This is a genomic window from Pseudomonas sp. TE3786 (genome assembly GCF_054057335.1).
In genome coordinates this window covers 137,376-156,661 of record NZ_JBSRZF010000012.1, presented here as the reverse complement: position 1 = coordinate 156,661, position 19,286 = coordinate 137,376, and the positions used below count along the sequence as shown (strand labels likewise).

Sequence of the window (19,286 nt, the reverse complement as noted above, 5' to 3'; positions counted from 1 at the left end):
GGTTTGTTTAGTTCGTGGTTTTTTTTGGGCTGAAGCCAGGAGTAATATTCCGGGGCTAACCCCCCCTTTTGGTGGGGCTTCAGCCGCGATGCTCTTAACATCAAAAGCATCGCGGCTGAAGCCGCTCCTACCGGGGCTTTTTTATTCAGGCAGAGATCACAGTTGCTTCAGTGCATCCACCAACGCCTGGTTCTGCTCCGGGTTACCGATGGTAATCCGCAGGAACTGCGCGATACGCGGCTTGTTGAAGTGGCGCACGATCACGCTTTGCTCACGCAGGCCGGCAGCCAGCGTCGCCGCATCTTTGCTCGGGTGGCGGGCAAAGATGAAGTTGGCGCCCGACGGCAGCACCTCAAAACCCAGTGCGGTCATCTCGGCCACCAGCTTCTCGCGACTGTCGATCACGGCCTGGCAGGTTTGCTGGAAGTACGCTTTGTCTTCGAAGGCAGCGGCGGCACCGGCAATGGCGGCGCGGTCCAGCGGGTAGGAGTTGAAGCTGTTCTTGATGCGCTCCAGCGCCTCGATCAGGTCCGGGTGGCCCACTGCAAAACCAACGCGCAAGCCGGCCAGCGACCGGGATTTGGACAGGGTTTGTGCCACCAGCAGGTTCGGATAACGGTCCACCAGGCTGATGGCCGTCTCACCGCCGAAGTCGATATAGGCTTCGTCGACCAGCACCACGCTGTCCGGGTTGGCTCGCAGAATCTGCTCGATGGCCTCCAGCGCCAGCACGCAACCAGTCGGCGCGTTGGGGTTGGGGAAGATGATGCCGCCGTTGGGTTTGGCATAATCCTGCGGGCGGATCTGGAACTGCTCGTCCAGCGCCACCGCATCGAACGCAATGCCGTACAGGCCGCAGTACACCGGATAGAAGCTGTAGCTGATATCCGGAAACAGCAGCGGTTTGCCGTGTTGGAACAGGCCGTGAAAGGCGTGGGCCAGCACTTCATCCGAACCGTTGCCGACAAACACTTGCCCCGGCTGCACGCCGTAGTACTCGGCCACGGCCTGCTTCAAGCGGTCACCGTTGGGGTCCGGGTATAGACGCAGGTCGTCGTTGATTTCGGCCTGCATCGCGGCGATGGCTTTAGGCGACGGGCCATAGGGGTTTTCGTTGGTGTTGAGCTTGACCAGGTTGTTCAGCTTCGGTTGCTCACCCGGCACATAAGGCACCAGGTCTTTGACGAAGGGGCTCCAGAATTTGCTCATTGCCCTTCTCTCCTTGAATCTTGCGTTTGATTCGATGGGTTACGCCTCTGGCTTAACCCATCCTACGGATCGGTGTCGTCGCCTCAGGGCTTGATGCGGTATTCAGCGCTGCGGGCGTGGGCGGTCAGCGACTCGCCACGGGCCAGCACCGAGGCGCTTTTACCGAGCTCCGATGCGCCTTCGGCCGAGCAATGAATGATCGACGAGCGCTTCTGGAAGTCATACACGCCCAGCGGCGAGGAGAAACGCGCGGTGCCGGAGGTCGGCAGGACGTGGTTCGGGCCGGCGCAGTAGTCGCCCAGGGCTTCGGCGGTGTAGCGCCCCATAAAGATTGCACCGGCGTGGCGAATCTGTGGCAGCCAGGCGTCCGGGTCGGCCACCGATAGCTCCAGGTGTTCCGGCGCAATGCGGTTGGCGACGTCGATGGCCTGCTGCATGTCCTTCACCAGAATCAGTGCGCCGCGGGTTTCGATAGAGGTGCGAATAATGGCTTCGCGCTCCATGGTCGGCAGCAGCTTGGCGATGCTGGCGGCGACCTTGTCGAGGAACTCGGCGTCGGGGCTGAGCAGAATCGATTGGGCGTCTTCGTCGTGCTCGGCCTGGGAGAACAGATCCATGGCGATCCAGTCCGGATCGGTCTGGCCGTCACACACCACAAGGATTTCCGAGGGGCCGGCGATCATATCGATGCCAACCTTACCGAACACATGGCGCTTGGCGGTGGCCACATAGATGTTGCCGGGGCCGACGATCTTGTCCACCGGCGGTACGCTCTCGGTGCCGTACGCCAGCGCCGCTACAGCCTGGGCACCACCGATGGTGAACACGCGGTCAACACCGGCGATGCAGGCCGCAGCCAGGACGATTTCATTTATTTCGCCACGCGGGGTAGGCACTACCATCACCACTTCCGGCACGCCGGCCACTTTCGCGGGGATGGCGTTCATCAATACCGACGAAGGATAGGAAGCCTTGCCGCCCGGTACATACAGGCCAGCGCGATCCAGCGGGGTGACCTTCTGGCCCAGCACGGTGCCGTCGGCTTCGGTGTAAGTCCAGGAGTCCTGTTTCTGTTTTTCGTGGTAGCTGCGCACGCGCTCGGCCGCTACTTCCAGGGCCTGGCGCTGGGCCGGGGTGATGCGGGTCAGAGCCAGTTCCAGACGCTCACGCGGCAGGATCAGGTCCGCCATGCTGTTCACGCTCAGGCCGTCAAAGCGCTGGGTGTATTCCACCAGCGCCGCGTCGCCGCGCGCGCGCACGTTCTTGATGATGTCCAGCACGCGCTCGTTGACGCCGTCGTCCGACACGCTTTCCCAGCTCAGCAGATGATCCAGATGCTTGGCAAAGTCCTGGTCAGCGGCATTGAGTCGGCGGATGGCGATAGGAGCGGTCATAACGGGCCTCGTGATAGTCATGGACGTTAAGAGCGGTTGAGCGCAGGTGCGGCTTCAACCGGTTCTCGAGCGTCGCTAGGCTACCAAGCCAATCCTGTGGACGCCCGAGAAAAACGGCTATGACAAGGATAGGCACACGCGACTGAACGTCGCGTGGAGAGGTATCAGCCTCGGTGGTTAGCTTCCACCGCGTCGCGCAGGGTATCGATCAGCGCCTGGATACGGGCGTGCTGCATCTTCATCGAGGCTTTGTTGACGATCAGCCGGGAGCTGATATGGGCGATCAGTTCCTGGGCTTCCAGACCGTTGGCCTTCAGGGTGTTGCCGGTGTCGACCACGTCGATGATCTTGTCGGCCAGGCCAACCAGCGGTGCCAGTTCCATGGAGCCATAGAGCTTGATCACTTCCACCTGACGGCCTTGTTCGGCGTAGTAACGCTTGGCCACGTTGACGAACTTGGTGGCTACCCGCAGACGGCCTTTAGGCTCCGGTACGCCAACGGCACCGGCGGTCATCAGCTTGCACTTGGCAATTTGCAGGTCCAGCGGTTCGTACAAACCCTGGCCGCCGTATTCCAGCAGCACGTCTTTACCGGCCACGCCGAGGTCGGCCGCGCCGTGTTCGACATAGGTCGGCACGTCGGTGGCACGCACGATCAGCAAACGCACGTCGTCCTGGGTGGTAGGGATGATCAGCTTGCGGCTTTTGTCCGGGTTTTCAGTCGGCACGATCCCCGCCTTGGCCAGCAATGGCAGGGTGTCGTCAAGAATGCGGCCTTTGGATAAGGCGATGGTCAACATGGCGCAATGTGTCCTTAAAACCTGGTTTCCAGCGGTTGCGCGCAGCCCTGATCACCGCCACGCGGCAATCAGGGCAGGCACTACTAGCCCGGTACGCGACGGATTTTCGCGCCCAGCAACTGCAGTTTTTCTTCGATGCACTCGTAACCACGGTCGATGTGGTAGATGCGGTCGATCAGGGTGTCGCCTTCGGCCACCAGGGCCGAGATCACCAGGCTGGCGGATGCGCGCAGGTCGGTGGCCATAACCGGAGCGCCTTTCAGCGTCTGGGTGCCGGTGACTATGGCGGTGTTGCCTTCAACCTGGATCTGCGCGCCCATACGGGTCATTTCGTAAACGTGCATAAAGCGGTTTTCGAACACGGTCTCGATCACCGCGCCAGTGCCTTCGGCAATAGCGTTGAGGGCAATGAACTGCGCCTGCATGTCGGTGGGGAACGCCGGGTACGGAGCGGTACGCAGGTTCACGGCTTTCGGACGCTTGCCTTTCATATCCAGCTCGATCCAGTCCGGACCGGTGGTGATTTCCGCACCGGCTTCCTGCAGTTTCAGCAGCACGGCTTCGAGGATGGTCGGATCGGTGTCTTTCAGCTTCACCTTGCCGCCGGTAGCGGCAGCGGCCACCAGGTAGGTGCCGGTTTCGATACGGTCAGGCATCACGCTGTAACGCGCGCCGCCGAGACGTTCAACACCGTCGATGGTGATGGTATCAGTGCCGGCACCAGTGATTTTCGCGCCCATGGCGATCAGGCAGTTGGCCAGGTCGACCACTTCCGGCTCGCGTGCGGCGTTTTCCAGCACGCTGCGGCCTTTGGCCAGGGTGGCGGCCATCATGATGTTCTCAGTACCGGTCACGCTGACGGTATCGAAGAAGAAGTGCGCTCCACGCAGACCGCCTTCCGGCGCCTTGGCTTTGATATAGCCGCCTTCCACGTCGATGATCGCGCCCATGGCTTCGAGGCCACGGATGTGCAAATCAACTGGACGCGAACCAATGGCGCAACCGCCAGGCAGGGCCACTTCGGCTTCACCGAAGCGGGCAACCATCGGCCCCAGTACCAGAATCGATGCACGCATGGTTTTCACCAGTTCGTACGGGGCGATCAGGGTTTTGATGGCACGGGCGTCGACTTCAACGCTGAGCTTCTCGTCGATCACCGGCTCAATGCCCATACGACCGAACAGTTCGATCATAGTGGTGATGTCGTGCAGGTGCGGCAGGTTGCACACGGTGACTGGCGCATCGGCCAGCAGGGTTGCAGCCAGAATCGGCAGGGCGGAGTTCTTTGCCCCGGAGATGCGGATTTCGCCATTCAGGCAAACGCCGCCGGTAATAATCAATTTATCCATAGGAGTCTCGTCGCCCGTGGGCTTAGGAACGCTCGGCCCAAGCGGCGCGGCTGAAGAATTTCATGGTAACCGCGTGAATTCGGCCATCGGCGATCCACGGGTTGAGGTGGGCATAGACCTGCTGCTGACGCTTGACCGGGCTCATGCCCGCCAACTCGTCACTGATCAGGTTCAACTGGAAATTACAGCCTTCGCCTTCCACGTTGACCTCGGTATCGGACAGCTTTTCCTCAAGGAGGCTTTTTACTTCTACGGCCTGCATGCTAAACCTCGATCGGCGCCCTACGCGCGCGGGTCGGCCATGATACAAAAAAGCCCCCCGCCTGCGAACCCCGGAATACGGAACACTGACAGAGGGCCACACTTTTTTGCCAGCCCGTAGGGTTTCACGCCTGCAGCGGCAGAATTTCCAACAGGCCGGAGACTTCCGCGATCTGCCGCATTTCCAGCGGCAGGGCGCGCACCGACAGGGTCTTGCCGGCAGCTTTGGCCACGCGCATATAGGCCAGCAGCAACGACAGACCGACACTGCTGGAATGCTCAACCGCAGCGCAATCCACCACCACGGTGGTGGCCGGGGTGGCGCGAATCAGCTTTTCGCCCTCGGCACGCAACACCGCGCCGCTGCGAAAATCCAGTACACCCACCAATTGCAGGGTGCCATCGGGCTGCTGACGAATCAGGCTATCAGTCGTCATGACCCGCTGCCTTCTGCCCTTCTTCGGTGTTCTTGGCGTTGGCGACAACCTGCGCCCAACCGTCGATGGTCTTGTCCAGGTCGTTGCCATTTTTCTGCATGGCGTCGGCGAACTGGTCACGGAACAGCTTGCCGATGTTGATGCCGTTGATGGTGACGTTACGCAGCATCCACTCGCCGTTGACCAGGGTCATGGTGTAGGTGACCGGGTACACGGTGCCTTTGGTGTCACGCACTTCCATGTTGACGCTGGTGCGCTCCGGGTCGGACTGCTTGCCATTGCTCGGCAGCACGCGGATGTCCTGATTGTTGTACTCCAGCAAGGCGTTGCCGTAGAACTCCATCAGGCTGCGTTTGAAGTTCTCTTCGAAACGCTTCATCTGCGCCGGGGTGGCGTTACGCGAATATTTGACCGTCATGATGCTGCGCGAAATGCCGTCAGCGTCCACGACCGGACCGATGATACGGTTCAGCGAATCGTAGAATTTCTGCGGGTCGGCCTTGTATTGCTCTTTATTGGCCTTGAGGTCGCTCAGCAGTTCGTCAGTGGTTTTCTGCACGATTTCCTGAGCGCCGGGACCGGCCGTGGCGACCAGAGGAAACACCGCCAACAGCACCAGTAAACCGCGACGCAGAGTGCTCAACATGCCTGTATTCCTCACTTGGATTCTTTGTTAACCGAGTTGATCAGGAACTTGCCGATCAAGTCTTCGAGTACTAACGACGACTGGGTGTCATGAATGGTTCCGCCGTCCTTGAGCAAGGCTTCGTCGCCGCCCACGCTGATGCCGATGTACTTCTCGCCCAGCAGACCAGCCGTGAGGATAGACGCGGTGGAATCCACCGGCAGGTTGTCGACGCGCCTCTCCAGCTCCATGGTGACGCGACCGGTAAAGGTGTCGCGGTCCAGGTCGATGGCAGTGACCTTGCCGATCCCGACGCCGGCCATGGTGACCTTGGCGCGCACGGTAAGGCCGGCGAGATTGTCGAAGTTGGCATACAGCTTGTAGGTGTCCTGCCCAGCGCCGACCGTCAGGCCGCTCACCCGCAACGCCAGCAGCAGCAAGGCCAGCAGACCAGCCAAGAGGAACAGGCCGACACCAATTTCCAGGGTGCGGTTTTGCATCAGAAGTCTCCAAACATCAAGGCGGTCAAGATGAAGTCCAGGCCCAGCACGGCAAGCGAGGCATAAACCACTGTTTTGGTAGTTGCACGGCTGATCCCCTCGGATGTGGGCTCGCAGTCATACCCCTGGAACACAGCAATCCAGGTCACTACAAAGGCAAACACAACACTTTTGATCAGGCCGTTGAGCACGTCCTTTTCGAAGGACACGCTGTTTTGCATGTTGGCCCAGAACGACCCTTCGTACACACCCAGCCAGTCCACCGCCACCATCGCGCCGCCCCAGATGCCAACCACGCAGAAGATCATGGTCAACAAAGGCAAGGAGATGAAACCGGCCCACAGACGCGGGGCAATGATGTACTTGAGCGGGTCGACGCCGATCATTTCCAGACTGGACAGCTGCTCGGTGGATTTCATATTGCCGATCTCAGCGGTTAACGCCGAACCGGCACGGCCGGCGAACAGCAATGCCGTGACCACCGGGCCGAGTTCACGCAGCAGGGTCAGGGCGACCATCTGCCCCACCGCCTGCTCCGAGCCGTAGCTGGACAGAATGTTGAAGCCCTGCAGCGCCAGCACCATGCCGATAAACAGGCCGGACACGACAATGATCACCAGGGACATCACGCCCACGGAAAACAGCTGTTTGATCAGCAGATGGGTAAAACCGTTGCCGACATTGCCCGCGCCGAACAGCGAGCGCAGCAGAAACACGGTGGACGCGCCCAGCGAGCCGACCACGTCTATACCGGCGCGACCCAGCAGGCGAACGCGTTCGCTAATGGATTTTCTGCGCATCAACGCGCCCCCAACAGATCGTCGCGGTAATCCGCAGCCGGGAAATGGAAAGGTACCGGCCCATCGGCGATGCCCTTCATAAATTGGCGGATGCGCGGGTTATCCGACTCCATCAGCTCCTTGGGTGTGCCGTGGCCCAGCACCTGGGTATCGCCTACTACATAAAGGTAGTCGGCGATGCTGGCAGTTTCGGCGAGGTCGTGGGAGACCACGATACTGGTGATTCCCAGGGCATCGCTGAGCAGGCGGATCAGGCGCACGAGGATGCCCATGGCGATCGGGTCCTGGCCCACGAACGGCTCGTCATACATAAGGATTTGCGGGTCCAGGGCAATTGCCCGGGCCAGCGCGACACGACGTTTCATGCCGCCGGACAGCTCATCGGGCATCAGCTCGATGGCGCCACGCAGGCCTACGGCCTGCAGCTTCATCAGCACGATGTCGCGAATCATGTCTTCGGGTAGCTGGGTATGGACGCGCAGGGGGAAGGCCACGTTCTCGAACACATCGAGATCGGTAAACAGCGCGCCGCTCTGAAACAGCACGCCCATTTGCTTGCGCATATCGAACAGATCGCTGCGCGACAGCTCGGGCAGGTTCTGGCCGTTGACCCACACTTCACCGCTGGCAGGCCGCAACTGGGCACCCATCAACCGCAGCAAGGTGGTTTTACCACTCCCGGACGGCCCCATGATCCCTGTGACCTTGCCGCGAGGAATGGAAATATCGACATTCTTGAAAATGCTGCGCGAACCGCGCATGAAGGACACGCCCTTCAGCTCGACCGCGTAGGCGTGATCGGCACTCATCTGAACTCCTTGGTACAGCCGCCTATCAGACGTCATGTCTCACGGTGGGGACACCACAGGAGTGAACATGCCGGATAGGGCGGCAACTATATCACCGGCATCCAGCCGCGCCCAAGGTAGAAAAAGTCGGTAACAGCATTCGGCCTACAGCGGCGACCGAAGTGCGATCAACTCAACAGTGCACGAACACTCCTACATTCAAGGGTGAGCCGGACCGGCTTTACCGCTATAATCCCCGCCTTTTCACGCGGCCACTGTCTTTAGTTATGAACCAGACCAACGACCTGATCCAATCGGCACTGCGCACCGTCCGCCTCGAAATCGAAGCTGTGGAAGGCCTGCTACCCCGTATTGACGCGGCTTTCGTAAAAGCCTGCGAACTGATTCTGGCCAGTAAAGGGCGCGTGGTTGTGGTCGGTATGGGCAAGTCCGGGCACATCGGCAACAAGATCGCCGCCACCCTGGCGAGCACCGGGACTACCTCGTTTTTCGTCCACCCGGCCGAAGCCAGCCACGGCGACATGGGCATGATTACCCGCGATGACGTGGTGCTGGCCCTGTCCAACTCGGGCTCCACCGCCGAAATCGTCACCCTGCTGCCGCTGATCAAACGCCTGGGCATCACTCTGATCAGCATGACCGGCAACCCTGACTCGCCGCTGGCCAAGGCCGCCGAGGTCAACCTCGATGCCCGTGTAGCCCAGGAAGCCTGCCCGCTGAACCTGGCCCCAACCTCTTCCACCACCGCCTCGCTGGTACTCGGCGACGCCCTGGCCATTGCCCTGCTGGAAGCCCGCGGCTTCACCGCCGAAGACTTCGCGTTCTCCCACCCGGGGGGTGCCCTTGGCCGTCGTCTGCTGCTGAAAGTGGAAAACGTGATGCACAGCGGCGAGCAGTTGCCCAAGGTGCAACGCGGCACCCTGCTGCGCGACGCACTGATGGAAATGACCCGTAAAGGCCTGGGAATGACCGCCGTACTGGAGGCCGATGGGCGTCTGGCCGGGATCTTCACTGACGGCGATTTGCGCCGCACCCTGGACCGCGACCTGGATATCCGCCAAGCCACCATCGACGAAGTGATGACCGTGCACGGCAAGACCGCACGCCCGGACATGCTCGCTGCCGAAGCCTTGAAGATCATGGAAGACCACAAGATCGGCGCGCTGATTGTGGTCGATGAACACGACCACCCCATCGGTGCCTTCAACCTGGGCGACCTGCTGCGCGCTGGAGTGATGTGATGAGTAGCGACCTGTTGAAGCGCGGCAAGGCCGTCAAGCTGGCGGTTTTTGATGTCGACGGTGTACTCACCGACGGAAAAATCTACTTCCTCCCCGATGGCGGCGAATTCAAAACCTTCAGCACCCTGGACGGTCAAGGCATCAAGATGCTGATCAACTCGGGCGTGCGCACCGCGATCATCACTGGGCGCTCGTCGCCGGTGGTGGAACGTCGCGCACAGAACCTCGGCATTCATCATCTGTATCAAGGCCGCGAAGACAAGCTGGTGGTTCTTGATGAGCTTCTGGCCGAACTCGGCCTAAGCTATGACCAGGTCGCGTACCTGGGGGACGACCTGCCAGACCTGCCCGCCATCCGCCGTGCTGGTTTGGGCATGGCTGTCGCCAATGCCAATGACTTTGTTCGCCAACACGCCGATGGTGTGACTACGGCGCGTGGTGGCGAAGGTGCTGCCCGCGAATTCTGCGAGTTGATCCTGCACGCCCAGGGCAACCTCGAAGCGGCTCAAGCCGCCTATCTATAGAGCCAACCATGCTGCGCAAACTGCTTCTCACCTTATCGTTCGGCCTGGCGGCGCTGCTTGTCGCCGCCCTCGGCTATTGGAACCTGAACCCAGAGAGCCTGCTTGAGCAGAAGCCCCAGGCCAGTGCCGACAACGCCGTGGACTTCTACGTCATCAACGCGAAAAGCGTGGAGTACCAGGTCGACGGCTCGCTGCACTACGAAATGACCAGCGACAAAGTCGAGCACTTGAAAGAAAGCGACAAGAGCCTGATCACCAAGCCCGACCTGCTGCTGTACCGCGAAGCCTCACCGCTGCCCTGGCATGTGCAGAGCGAGCGCGGCGAAGTAGCGCCAGGCGGCACCGAGGTCGAGCTGATCGACAATGTGCGCATTGCCCGCACCGACGAAAAAAACCGCCCCACCATCATCACCAGCAGTCGCATGACCGTGTTCCCGGACAAGGAATTTGCGCAGACCCAGCAAGCCGTTAGAATCGAGGCCGCCAATGGAGTGACCACGGCTAATGGAATGAAAGCGTATTTGAAAGACAGCCGGGTGCTCCTGCTGTCCAACGTAAGAGGCCAGCATGAGGTTCGTTAACCAATTTTCCCTTCACACCCTGTCCCTGCTGCTCAGCCTGGGCGCGGCGATTGCCAGCTCCAGCGCCTGGGCCCTGCCCACCGACCGTGAGCAACCGATTCGAGTGCAGGCCGACAGCGCCGAACTCGATGACAAACAGGGCGTGGCGGTATACCGCGGCGACGTGGTGATCACCCAGGGCAGCATGAAAATCACCGGCCACACGGTGACCATCACGCAAACCCCAAGCGGTGATATCGACGTCTTCACCGCAGTGGGCACCCCGGCCTACTACGAACAGAAACCGGCTGTGGATAAAGAGATCGTCAAGGCTTACGGCCTGACCATCCAGTACTTCGCCGCCAAAGACCGCATTGTGCTGATCGACCAGGCCAAGGTGATTCAGGAAGGCAACACCTTCGAAGGCGAGAAGATCGTCTATGACACCCAGCGCCAGATCGTCAACGCCGGCCGCGCCAATGGCACCAACGTGACCAGCCCGCGCCCACGCATCGACATGGTCATCCAGCCGAAGAACAAACCCGCTGGCGCCCCACCAGCCAATCAGCAGGCGCAGTAATGGCGATTCTCAAAGCCCAGCACCTGGCCAAAGCCTACAAGGGCCGCCAGGTGGTTCGTGATGTCAGCGTATCCATCGAAAGCGGCCAGATCGTTGGCCTGCTGGGCCCCAACGGTGCCGGCAAGACCACCTGCTTCTATATGATCGTCGGCCTGGTGAATGCCGACCAGGGCCGCGTGCTGATCGACCAACAGGACGTCACCCACCTGCCCATGCACGGCCGCGCACGCGCCGGTATCGGCTATCTGCCGCAGGAAGCCTCGATCTTCCGCAAGCTGTCGGTGGCCGACAACATCATGGCGATCCTGGAAACCCGCAAGGAACTCGACAGCGCCGGGCGTCGCAAGGAACTGGAAAGCCTGCTGCAGGAATTCCACATCAGCCATATCCGCGACAACCTCGGCATGAGCCTGTCCGGTGGCGAACGCCGCCGGGTGGAAATCGCCCGCGCCCTGGCCACAGCACCGAAATTCATCCTGCTGGATGAACCCTTCGCCGGCGTCGACCCGATCTCCGTTGGCGATATCAAACAGATCATTCACCACCTCAAGGCCAAAGGCATAGGCGTGCTGATCACCGATCACAACGTGCGTGAAACGCTGGATATCTGCGAGACCGCCTATATCGTCAACGACGGCCAGCTGATTGCCGAAGGCGACGCGCAAACCATCCTGGCCAACCAGCTGGTGAAAGAGGTTTATCTGGGCCACGAGTTCCGCCTGTAAAGCCTCCCTGTAGCGCGTGTCTGTACAGTAAAAAAGACACGCCCTACAGACTTCGATTGAGGACTAGGCAAACACCTCAAACATAGGCATATAATTTGCTTCCTGGTGGCGTCTCGGCGCCCTCGTTGTGGAAAGCGCGTATGCGCCGGCGAATAAGGTCTTAAGCCCCCTCCATGAAACCATCGCTAGTCCTAAAAATGGGCCAGCAGCTGACGATGACACCGCAGCTGCAACAAGCCATCCGCTTACTCCAACTGTCCACCCTGGATCTGCAGCAAGAGATCCAAGAGGCACTGGAGTCCAATCCCATGCTCGAACGCCAGGAAGAAGGCGAGGACTTCGACAATAGCGACCCGTTGGCCGATGGTGCCGAAAGCGCCCCCCCCGCGCCGAACAACGAAGAGTCCTACCAAGACACCAGCTACCAGGAAACTTCGGCACCCACCGTCGACAACCTGGAGGAAGGTGAATGGAACGAACGCATTCCCAATGAGCTTCCCGTCGACACCGCCTGGGAAGACATCTACCAGACCAGCGCCAGCAGCCTACCCTCCAACGACGATGACGAGTGGGACTTCACCACCCGCACCTCGGCTGGCGAAAGCCTGCAAAGCCACATGCTCTGGCAGCTCAACCTGGCACCGATGTCCGACAAGGACCGGCTGATTGCCGTCACCCTGATCGACTGCATCAACGACCAGGGCTATCTGGAAGAAACCCTCGAAGAAGTGCTGGACGCTTTCGACCCTGAGCTGGATATCGAGCTCGACGAAGTCGAAGCCGTGCTGCACCGCATTCAACAATTCGAACCCTCCGGCATTGGTGCCCGCGACCTGCGCGAATGCCTGCTGTTGCAACTGCGTCAGCTGCCGGCAAAAACCCCGTGGCTGGCCGAAGCGCAGCGTCTGGCCGGTGATTACCTCGACCTGCTGGGCGGCCGCGATTACAGCCAACTGATGCGCCGCATGAAGCTCAAGGAAGATGAGCTGCGTCAGGTCATCGAACTGATTCAAAGCCTCAACCCGCGCCCGGGTTCGCAGATCGAAGCCAGTGAGCCGGAATATGTGGTGCCCGATGTGATCGTGCGCAAGCACAACGATCGCTGGCTGGTGGAGCTGAACCAGGAAGCCATGCCGCGCCTGCGGGTCAACCCGCAATACGCCGGCTTCGTGCGGCGTGCCGACTCCAGCGCCGACAACACCTTTATGCGCAATCAGCTGCAAGAGGCGCGCTGGTTTATCAAGAGCCTGCAGAGCCGCAACGAAACGCTGATGAAAGTCGCCAGCCAGATCGTCGAGCACCAGCGCGGTTTTCTCGATTACGGCGACGAGGCCATGAAGCCTCTGGTTCTGCATGACATCGCCGAAGCGGTGGGCATGCACGAATCGACCATTTCCCGCGTCACCACGCAGAAATTCATGCATACCCCGCGCGGTATTTACGAGCTGAAGTACTTCTTCTCCAGCCACGTCAGTACCTCCGAAGGCGGCGAATGCTCGTCCACAGCGATACGCGCAATCATCAAAAAACTGGTTGCAGCGGAAAATGCGAAAAAGCCGTTGAGTGACAGCAAGATCGCTGGTTTACTGGAGGCACAGGGCATTCAGGTAGCCCGTCGCACAGTCGCCAAATACCGCGAATCCCTCGGGATAGCGCCCTCCAGTGAACGTAAGCGACTGATGTAAACGTTATTCAGGGTTCGACCCGGCACCTGCTGCGAACCCTGCTCTGGCAAGACGGCTACACTGATCCAAGGCCAAAGTGTTCCGGCGACAAGCCCGTTAGCTTGTCTCTTACACACGGCAATAAGGAGAAAGCGGTATGCAAGTCAACATCAGTGGACATCAGCTGGATGTGACCGACGCCCTACGCGACTACATCGACGAAAAACTCAGTCGATTAGAACGCCACTTCGACAAGATCACCAACGTGCAAGTGACCATGGAGGTCGAGAAGCTCAAACAGAAAATCGAAGCGACTTTGCACATCGCCGGGGGCGAAGTGGTCGCCAACGCCGAACATGACGACATGTACGCAGCTATCGATCTACTCACCGACAAACTCGACCGCCAACTTATCAAACATAAGGAAAAGCAGCTGGGTCGCCTGCAAGGCGCCACAGTTCGCTGACACCACCCCAACCCATGATTCGACTTGAAAATATCCTGACCCCCGGCCGCTCCCTTGTGGGCGTGCCGGGTGGCAGCAAAAAGCGTGTACTCGAACAAATCGCCAACCTGGTCGCCCGCGAACTGCCCGATCTGGATGGACAAGACATTTTCGAAAGCCTGGTGGCCCGTGAAAAACTAGGCTCCACCGGCTTTGGCAATGGCATCGCCATCCCCCATTGCCGCCTGCCAGGTTGCACCGCTCCGATCAGCGCCCTGCTGCGCCTCGATTCCGCCGTCGACTTCGACGCCATCGACGGTGCCCCGGTCGACCTGCTGTTCGTGCTGCTGGTCCCCGAAGCTGCCACCGATGAACACTTGGAACTGTTGCGCCAGATCGCCAGCATGCTCGACCGCAGCGATGTCCGCGAACAACTGCGCCACGCCCCCACCAGCGAACGTCTGTATCAGGTTGTCGTAGACGTACAAAACGGCCGCTAGGCGAACGGGTGACTGTGCATGCGTTTGATCATCGTCAGTGGCCGGTCCGGTTCAGGCAAGAGCACAGCGCTCGATGTGCTCGAAGACAACGGTTTCTACTGCATCGATAACCTGCCCGCCGGGCTGTTGCCTGAGCTGGCCGAACGCTCCTTGTTGCACACCGAGCTGGTGCAACCGCTGGTTGCGGTGTCCATCGACGCACGCAACCTGCCCAGCCAGCTCAAGCGTTTTCCCGAACTGCTCGCCGAAGTGCGCGCCCGGCATATCCAGTGCGATGTGCTGTATCTGGATGCCGACGACGAAACCCTGCTCAAGCGCTTTTCCGAAACCCGTCGCCGGCACCCGCTGACCACCGACGAGCGCTCGCTGGCCGAAGCCATCCACGACGAAAGCCTGCTGCTCAGCCCGATCACCGATCTGGCTGACCTGAAGATCGACACCACCCACCTGAACCTCTATCAGCTGCGCGATACCCTCAAGCTGCGCCTGCTGAACAAGCCCGAGCCGGGCACGGCGTTTCTGGTCGAGTCGTTCGGATTCAAGCGTGGCATGCCGGTGGATGCCGATCTGGTCTTCGACGTCCGCTGCCTGCCCAACCCCTACTGGAAACCCGAGTTGCGCGAGCACTCCGGGCTGGACAGCGTGGTGGCCGAATACCTGCAGGAGCAGCCGGACGTACAGGAAATGTACGACGATATTTATGCTTATCTGCACAAATGGCTGCCGCGTATCGCCGCCAGCAACCGCTCTTATGTCACGGTCGCCATTGGCTGCACCGGCGGTCATCACCGCTCGGTGTACCTGGCGGACCGTCTGGGCAAAGAACTGAAGAAAACCCTGAAAAATATCCAGGTTCGTCATCGCGACCTGTAGAGTCGCTGAACCTTTGTAGAAGGACTTATGCAGCGATGCCTGCCTGTGAAATCACCATCATCAACAAGCTCGGCCTGCACGCCCGCGCCGCCGCCAAATTCGTTGGCGTAGCCGGTCGTTTCCCCTGCCAGATCCGTATTGGTCGCAGTCCGGAAAGCTGCGTCGACGGCAAAAGCATCATGGCCGTCATGATGTTGGCGGCCGGCAAAGGCACCGCCATCCACCTGAGCACCGACGGCGAGCAGGGGGATGAAGCCCTGGCGGCGCTGGTGGAATTGATCAACAACCGCTTCGACGAAGGCGAGTAACACCCTCCCCGCCGTGTCCATCAGCACGGCACTCAGCAGCCTCAAGCGGGATAAACAACTCGCTCAATGAACTGCGCAGACAGCGTACCCCAGCATCGGCGCACGCCCATCCGTACGCCTGAGAGGGGAAAAATCAGCTACCGGCGACCGTCATTTTCTCGATCAACACCGAGCCGGTACGGGTATTGCCGCGCAGCTCCAGGTCATTACCCACGGCGACAATCTGCTTGAACATATCGCGCAGATTGCCGGCGATGGTCACCTCCTGCACAGGAAACTGGATCTCGCCGTTTTCCACCCAGTAACCGCCCGCGCCGCGGGAATAGTCCCCGGTGACCATATTCAGGCCCTGGCCCATCAGCTCGGTTACCAGCAGCCCGCGCCCCATACGCTTGAGCAGCGCCTTCTGATCTTCATCGCCATGGCTGACAAACAGGTTATGCACGCCACCGGAGTTGGCGGTGCTCGGCATGCCCAGCTTGCGACCGGAATAGGTGCCCAGCACATAGGACTGCACCTGGCCTTTCTCGACGAAAAACTTGCTGTAGGTGGCCAGGCCATCGCCGTCGAAAGAGGCGCTACCCAGCGCGCCACGGATATGCGGGCGCTCTTCCAGGCTTAGCCATTCGGGGAACAGCACCTGGCCCAGGCTACCTTCCAGGAAAGAGGATTTGCGGTACAGCGTGCCGCCCGACACCGCCGAGAGAAAATGCCCGAACAACCCGCCAGCCAATTCGGCAGCAAACAGCACCGGCACTTCGCAGGTCGGCACCGGGCGCGCGCCCAAACGGCTTACGGCACGCTCGGCGGCGCGACGCCCAATGCTGACGGCACTTGCCAGGTCTTCACCGCGGCGGCTGACGTCATACCAGTAATCACGCTGCATCAACCCATCGGCCTCGGCGATCATCACGCAGCTCAGGCTCTGCCGGGTGCTGGCGTAACCACCGACGAACCCATGGCTGTTGCCGTAAACACGGCAGCCCTGATGGGTATTGAGGCTGGTGCCATCGGCGTTCTTGATCCGCGAGTCGGTGGCAAAGGCCGCCGCTTCACATTCCAGGGCGCGCTCGATGGCCTGCTCCGGAGTGATGTCCCAGGCGTGGTAGAGATCCAGATCTGGCAGATCGCGGGCCATCAGCTCGGCATCGGCAAGCCCCGAGCAGTCATCTTCGGAGGCATGCTTGGCAATGGCCAGGGCCGCCGCCACGGTTTCCCGAATGGCCGCTTCGCCGCTGGCCGAGGTGCTGGCCGAGCCCTTGCGCTGCCCCAGGTAGAGGGTGATGCCAAAGCCCTGGTCGCGGTTGAACTCGACGGTTTCCACTTCGCCCTGGCGTACCGAGGTCGACAACCCCTGCTCCACCGACACCGCCACTTCGCAGGCGCTGGCACCCTGGGCCTTGGCTTCGGCGATGATTTGCGCCACCTGTTCCTGCAATTGCGGCAGGGCCTGTGGCCCAACTACGTCTGCTGCACTCATAACCTACAACTCCAGTTCAAAGACCAGTCACCTGGCCAGGCCGGACAAGCGGCCTTTGACTCGTTATCATGGCGGCGTTTCCAACTGGATCTGCCCCATGTCTGACTATTCCGACGACTTCTCCGAAGAGAAGAGCAAAACTCAGGTCAAGCGCGAGCTACACGCGCTGGTTGACCTTGGCGAGCGCCTGACCACGCTCAAACCCGCCCTGGTCGACAAACTGCCGCTGACCGACGCCATGCGTCGCGCCCTGGCCGAAGCGCCGAAACACACGGCTCATATCGCCCGTAAACGGCATATCCAGTTCATCGGCAAGCTGATGCGTGATCAGAACATCGATGAAATTCTGGTGCTGCTGGATCAACTCGATGCCTCGACCCGGCAGTACAACGAACGCTTCCACAACCTCGAACGCTGGCGTGACCGTTTGGCCACCGGCACCGACGAGGTGCTCGAAGCCTTCGTCGCCGAGTACCCGGACGCCGACCGCACCCATTTGCGTCAGCTGATCCGCCAGGCCCAGCACGAAGCGGCGCAAAACAAAGCCCCGGCCGCCACGCGCAAAATCTTCAAATACATCCGCGACCTCGACGAAACCAAACGCGGGTTGCGTTAAAGCCCCCTTCGGTATTCCGGGAGAAGGGCTGTTTGTGGGAGGGGCTTTAGCCGCGATGCTTTTTACGATAAAAAGCTCGCGGCTAAAGCCCCTCCCACAAGTACTGCTGTGCCTTACGAGCCCGTCCCACCCACGGTAATCAAATCAATCTTCAACGTCGGCTGCCCCACGCCGACCGGCACCGACTGCCCATCTTTGCCGCAGGTGCCCACGCCGCTGTCCAGCGCCAGGTCGTTGCCGACCATCGATACCTTGCTCATCGCCTCCGGCCCGTTACCAATCAGCGTCGCGCCTTTGACCGGGGCGGTGATTTTACCGTCTTCGATCAGGTAGGCCTCGCTGGTGGAGAACACGAACTTGCCGCTGGTGATGTCCACTTGGCCGCCGCCGAGGTTGGCGCAGTAGATGCCCTTTTTCACCGAACGAATGATTTCTTCCGGATCGCTTTCGCCGGCCAGCATGTAGGTGTTGGTCATGCGTGGCATCGGCAGGTGCGCGTAGCTTTCGCGGCGGCCGTTACCGGTGGCGGCAACGCCCATCAAACGGGCGTTGAGCTTGTCTTGCATATAGCCCTTGAGCACGCCGTTTTCGATCAGGGTAGTGCATTGGGTGGGCGTGCCTTCGTCGTCCATGCTCAACGAGCCACGGCGGCCGAACAGGGTGCCGTCGTCGACGATGGTGCACAGACTCGACGCCACTTTCTCGCCAACACGGCCGCTGTAGGCCGAGCTGCCTTTGCGGTTGAAATCGCCTTCCAGGCCGTGGCCCACCGCTTCGTGCAGCAACACGCCGGACCAGCCGGCACCCATCACCACCGGCATGGCACCGGCCGGTGCCGGAATCGCTTCGAGGTTGACCAGCGCCTGGCGCAGCGCTTCACGGGCATAGCCCATGGCGCGGTCTTCAGTAAGGAAATACAGGTAGTCGGAACGCCCGCCGCCGCCATGGCCGCCGCGCTCGCGACGGCCATTCTGCTCAACGATAACGCTGACGTTAAAACGCACCAGCGGGCGGATATCGGCACCCAGGCTGCCATCGGCAGCGGCCACCAGAATGCGCTCCCACACCCCGGCCAGGCTGACGGTGACTTGCTGAATACGTGGGTCCAGCGCGCGGGTGGCGACATCCACACGCTTGAGCAACTCGACTTTTTCCGCGCGGGTCAGCACTTCCAGCGGGTTTTCCGGCGCATACAGGCGCGCCACCTGCGGGCTGACAAAAGCCTGCACGCGGCCTTGCTGACCGGCGCGGGCAATCGAGCGGGCAGCACGGGCGGCCTGACTCAGGGCTTCCGGGGTAATGGCGTTGCTATAGGCGAAGCCGGTTTTCTCGCCGGACTGGGCACGCACCCCCACGCCCTGATCGAGGTTGAAGCTGCCTTCCTTGACGATGCCGTCTTCCAACACCCAGGTCTCGGAAACCTGGCCATGGAAATACAGGTCGGCGGCGTCGATACCCGGCCCGGCCAATTCGCCGAGTACGCCCGGCAAATGTTCAATGCTCAAACCGCCCGGCCCCAACAGGTGCTCGCTGACGGACAGCAACATGTCGCTCATAGTCTCTCCAATAGGCTGTTCAAGCCTTTA

At 60.7% G+C, this 19,286-nt stretch carries 23 protein-coding genes; 11 read left to right on the top strand and 12 right to left on the bottom strand.

The window, feature by feature from the left end:
* Positions 1-156 precede the first annotated feature (156 nt).
* From hisC to ACVW0Y_RS14860, 10 genes are all read right to left on the bottom strand, one after another.
* Positions 157-1,209 carry a histidinol-phosphate transaminase gene (gene hisC, locus ACVW0Y_RS14905; protein WP_457439089.1) on the bottom strand — a complete coding sequence of 351 codons (1,053 nt, stop codon included), beginning with the start codon at positions 1,207-1,209 and terminating at the stop codon, positions 157-159.
* An 83-nt stretch (positions 1,210-1,292) separates the two neighbouring features.
* Positions 1,293-2,603 carry a histidinol dehydrogenase gene (hisD, locus tag ACVW0Y_RS14900; protein ID WP_457439088.1) on the bottom strand — a complete coding sequence of 437 codons (1,311 nt, stop codon included), beginning with the start codon at positions 2,601-2,603 and terminating at the stop codon, positions 1,293-1,295.
* Between the two features lie 164 nt (positions 2,604-2,767).
* Complete coding sequence (hisG, locus tag ACVW0Y_RS14895) at positions 2,768-3,403, bottom strand: ATP phosphoribosyltransferase (RefSeq protein WP_457439087.1); 636 nt, start codon at positions 3,401-3,403, stop codon at positions 2,768-2,770.
* Positions 3,404-3,486: 83 nt separating this feature from the next.
* A complete protein-coding gene (gene murA / locus ACVW0Y_RS14890) occupies positions 3,487-4,752 on the bottom strand; it encodes a UDP-N-acetylglucosamine 1-carboxyvinyltransferase (RefSeq protein WP_457439086.1) in 1,266 nt (421 codons plus the stop codon).
* A 22-nt stretch (positions 4,753-4,774) separates the two neighbouring features.
* The gene (locus ACVW0Y_RS14885; protein ID WP_457439085.1) at positions 4,775-5,014 is read right to left on the bottom strand and encodes a BolA family protein; all 240 of its coding nucleotides are present in this window, start codon (positions 5,012-5,014) and stop codon (positions 4,775-4,777) included.
* 124 nt (positions 5,015-5,138) lie between these two features.
* Complete coding sequence (locus ACVW0Y_RS14880; RefSeq protein ID WP_457439084.1) at positions 5,139-5,450, bottom strand: STAS domain-containing protein; 312 nt, start codon at positions 5,448-5,450, stop codon at positions 5,139-5,141.
* Positions 5,440-6,096 (bottom strand): MlaC/ttg2D family ABC transporter substrate-binding protein, encoded by a 657-nt coding sequence (locus ACVW0Y_RS14875; protein WP_457439083.1) that lies wholly within the window; start codon positions 6,094-6,096, stop codon positions 5,440-5,442. The genes ACVW0Y_RS14880 and ACVW0Y_RS14875 overlap by 11 nt, the downstream gene beginning before the upstream one ends.
* 11 nt (positions 6,097-6,107) lie before the next feature.
* A complete protein-coding gene (mlaD, locus tag ACVW0Y_RS14870; RefSeq protein WP_457439082.1) occupies positions 6,108-6,575 on the bottom strand; it encodes an outer membrane lipid asymmetry maintenance protein MlaD in 468 nt (155 codons plus the stop codon).
* On the bottom strand, positions 6,575-7,375 hold the full coding sequence (gene mlaE / locus ACVW0Y_RS14865; RefSeq protein WP_457439081.1) for a lipid asymmetry maintenance ABC transporter permease subunit MlaE: 801 nt from the start codon (positions 7,373-7,375) through the stop codon (positions 6,575-6,577). Before mlaE ends, mlaD begins: the two co-directional genes overlap by 1 nt.
* On the bottom strand, positions 7,375-8,184 hold the full coding sequence (locus ACVW0Y_RS14860) for an ATP-binding cassette domain-containing protein (protein ID WP_457439080.1): 810 nt from the start codon (positions 8,182-8,184) through the stop codon (positions 7,375-7,377). The genes mlaE and ACVW0Y_RS14860 overlap by 1 nt, the downstream gene beginning before the upstream one ends.
* A gap of 266 nt (positions 8,185-8,450) precedes the next feature.
* On the opposite strand from ACVW0Y_RS14860, the gene ACVW0Y_RS14855 reads away from it, so the two are divergent.
* The 10 genes from ACVW0Y_RS14855 to ACVW0Y_RS14810 all read left to right on the top strand — a co-directional run bounded on the left by ACVW0Y_RS14855 (position 8,451) and on the right by ACVW0Y_RS14810 (position 15,604).
* Positions 8,451-9,425 (top strand): KpsF/GutQ family sugar-phosphate isomerase, encoded by a 975-nt coding sequence (locus tag ACVW0Y_RS14855; protein WP_457439079.1) that lies wholly within the window; start codon positions 8,451-8,453, stop codon positions 9,423-9,425.
* A complete protein-coding gene (locus ACVW0Y_RS14850) occupies positions 9,425-9,949 on the top strand; it encodes a KdsC family phosphatase (protein WP_457439078.1) in 525 nt (174 codons plus the stop codon). Before ACVW0Y_RS14855 ends, ACVW0Y_RS14850 begins: the two co-directional genes overlap by 1 nt.
* An 8-nt stretch (positions 9,950-9,957) precedes the next feature.
* A complete protein-coding gene (gene lptC, locus ACVW0Y_RS14845; protein WP_457439077.1) occupies positions 9,958-10,530 on the top strand; it encodes an LPS export ABC transporter periplasmic protein LptC in 573 nt (190 codons plus the stop codon).
* Positions 10,517-11,089, top strand: coding sequence for a lipopolysaccharide transport periplasmic protein LptA (lptA, locus tag ACVW0Y_RS14840; protein WP_457439076.1), 573 nt, complete (start codon positions 10,517-10,519; stop codon positions 11,087-11,089). Before lptC ends, lptA begins: the two co-directional genes overlap by 14 nt.
* Positions 11,089-11,814 carry an LPS export ABC transporter ATP-binding protein gene (gene lptB / locus ACVW0Y_RS14835; RefSeq protein ID WP_457439075.1) on the top strand — a complete coding sequence of 242 codons (726 nt, stop codon included), beginning with the start codon at positions 11,089-11,091 and terminating at the stop codon, positions 11,812-11,814. Before lptA ends, lptB begins: the two co-directional genes overlap by 1 nt.
* Before the next feature lie 173 nt (positions 11,815-11,987).
* Entirely contained in the window at positions 11,988-13,499 is a 1,512-nt protein-coding gene (locus ACVW0Y_RS14830; RefSeq protein ID WP_457439074.1) for an RNA polymerase factor sigma-54, read from the top strand.
* A gap of 136 nt (positions 13,500-13,635) precedes the next feature.
* Positions 13,636-13,944, top strand: a complete 309-nt coding sequence (gene hpf / locus ACVW0Y_RS14825; RefSeq protein WP_457439073.1) for a ribosome hibernation-promoting factor, HPF/YfiA family — start codon at positions 13,636-13,638, stop codon at positions 13,942-13,944.
* A 14-nt stretch (positions 13,945-13,958) separates the two neighbouring features.
* Positions 13,959-14,423 (top strand): PTS IIA-like nitrogen regulatory protein PtsN, encoded by a 465-nt coding sequence (gene ptsN, locus ACVW0Y_RS14820; protein ID WP_457439072.1) that lies wholly within the window; start codon positions 13,959-13,961, stop codon positions 14,421-14,423.
* 18 nt (positions 14,424-14,441) lie between these two features.
* Positions 14,442-15,296 carry an RNase adapter RapZ gene (gene rapZ, locus ACVW0Y_RS14815; RefSeq protein WP_457439071.1) on the top strand — a complete coding sequence of 285 codons (855 nt, stop codon included), beginning with the start codon at positions 14,442-14,444 and terminating at the stop codon, positions 15,294-15,296.
* A gap of 35 nt (positions 15,297-15,331) precedes the next feature.
* Entirely contained in the window at positions 15,332-15,604 is a 273-nt protein-coding gene (locus tag ACVW0Y_RS14810) for an HPr family phosphocarrier protein (protein ID WP_108096176.1), read from the top strand.
* Between the two features lie 133 nt (positions 15,605-15,737).
* Here ACVW0Y_RS14810 and pmbA read toward each other — a convergent pair whose 3' ends face one another.
* Positions 15,738-17,084, bottom strand: coding sequence for a metalloprotease PmbA (gene pmbA / locus ACVW0Y_RS14805; protein WP_457439070.1), 1,347 nt, complete (start codon positions 17,082-17,084; stop codon positions 15,738-15,740).
* Positions 17,085-17,181: 97 nt separating this feature from the next.
* Between pmbA and yjgA the strand changes: the two genes are divergently transcribed.
* Positions 17,182-17,700 carry a ribosome biogenesis factor YjgA gene (gene yjgA / locus ACVW0Y_RS14800; RefSeq protein ID WP_457439069.1) on the top strand — a complete coding sequence of 173 codons (519 nt, stop codon included), beginning with the start codon at positions 17,182-17,184 and terminating at the stop codon, positions 17,698-17,700.
* Between the two features lie 113 nt (positions 17,701-17,813).
* Here yjgA and tldD read toward each other — a convergent pair whose 3' ends face one another.
* Positions 17,814-19,256 (bottom strand): metalloprotease TldD, encoded by a 1,443-nt coding sequence (gene tldD / locus ACVW0Y_RS14795; RefSeq protein WP_457439068.1) that lies wholly within the window; start codon positions 19,254-19,256, stop codon positions 17,814-17,816.
* Positions 19,257-19,286: the final 30 nt, after the last annotated feature.

Bases quoted from the DNA above. Each gene is read 5' to 3' on its own strand.
- hisC (WP_457439089.1), bottom strand. From the start codon at position 1,209: ATGAGCAAATTCTGGAGCCCCTTCGTCAAAGACCTGGTGCCTTATGTG.
- hisD (WP_457439088.1), bottom strand. From the start codon at position 2,603: ATGACCGCTCCTATCGCCATCCGCCGACTCAATGCCGCTGACCAGGAC.
- hisG (WP_457439087.1), bottom strand. From the start codon at position 3,403: ATGTTGACCATCGCCTTATCCAAAGGCCGCATTCTTGACGACACCCTG.
- murA (WP_457439086.1), bottom strand. From the start codon at position 4,752: ATGGATAAATTGATTATTACCGGCGGCGTTTGCCTGAATGGCGAAATC.
- ACVW0Y_RS14885 (WP_457439085.1), bottom strand. From the start codon at position 5,014: ATGCAGGCCGTAGAAGTAAAAAGCCTCCTTGAGGAAAAGCTGTCCGAT.
- ACVW0Y_RS14880 (WP_457439084.1), bottom strand. From the start codon at position 5,450: ATGACGACTGATAGCCTGATTCGTCAGCAGCCCGATGGCACCCTGCAA.
- ACVW0Y_RS14875 (WP_457439083.1), bottom strand. From the start codon at position 6,096: ATGTTGAGCACTCTGCGTCGCGGTTTACTGGTGCTGTTGGCGGTGTTT.
- mlaD (WP_457439082.1), bottom strand. From the start codon at position 6,575: ATGCAAAACCGCACCCTGGAAATTGGTGTCGGCCTGTTCCTCTTGGCT.
- mlaE (WP_457439081.1), bottom strand. From the start codon at position 7,375: ATGCGCAGAAAATCCATTAGCGAACGCGTTCGCCTGCTGGGTCGCGCC.
- ACVW0Y_RS14860 (WP_457439080.1), bottom strand. From the start codon at position 8,184: ATGAGTGCCGATCACGCCTACGCGGTCGAGCTGAAGGGCGTGTCCTTC.
- ACVW0Y_RS14855 (WP_457439079.1), top strand. From the start codon at position 8,451: ATGAACCAGACCAACGACCTGATCCAATCGGCACTGCGCACCGTCCGC.
- ACVW0Y_RS14850 (WP_457439078.1), top strand. From the start codon at position 9,425: ATGAGTAGCGACCTGTTGAAGCGCGGCAAGGCCGTCAAGCTGGCGGTT.
- lptC (WP_457439077.1), top strand. From the start codon at position 9,958: ATGCTGCGCAAACTGCTTCTCACCTTATCGTTCGGCCTGGCGGCGCTG.
- lptA (WP_457439076.1), top strand. From the start codon at position 10,517: ATGAGGTTCGTTAACCAATTTTCCCTTCACACCCTGTCCCTGCTGCTC.
- lptB (WP_457439075.1), top strand. From the start codon at position 11,089: ATGGCGATTCTCAAAGCCCAGCACCTGGCCAAAGCCTACAAGGGCCGC.
- ACVW0Y_RS14830 (WP_457439074.1), top strand. From the start codon at position 11,988: ATGAAACCATCGCTAGTCCTAAAAATGGGCCAGCAGCTGACGATGACA.
- hpf (WP_457439073.1), top strand. From the start codon at position 13,636: ATGCAAGTCAACATCAGTGGACATCAGCTGGATGTGACCGACGCCCTA.
- ptsN (WP_457439072.1), top strand. From the start codon at position 13,959: ATGATTCGACTTGAAAATATCCTGACCCCCGGCCGCTCCCTTGTGGGC.
- rapZ (WP_457439071.1), top strand. From the start codon at position 14,442: ATGCGTTTGATCATCGTCAGTGGCCGGTCCGGTTCAGGCAAGAGCACA.
- ACVW0Y_RS14810 (WP_108096176.1), top strand. From the start codon at position 15,332: ATGCCTGCCTGTGAAATCACCATCATCAACAAGCTCGGCCTGCACGCC.
- pmbA (WP_457439070.1), bottom strand. From the start codon at position 17,084: ATGAGTGCAGCAGACGTAGTTGGGCCACAGGCCCTGCCGCAATTGCAG.
- yjgA (WP_457439069.1), top strand. From the start codon at position 17,182: ATGTCTGACTATTCCGACGACTTCTCCGAAGAGAAGAGCAAAACTCAG.
- tldD (WP_457439068.1), bottom strand. From the start codon at position 19,256: ATGAGCGACATGTTGCTGTCCGTCAGCGAGCACCTGTTGGGGCCGGGC.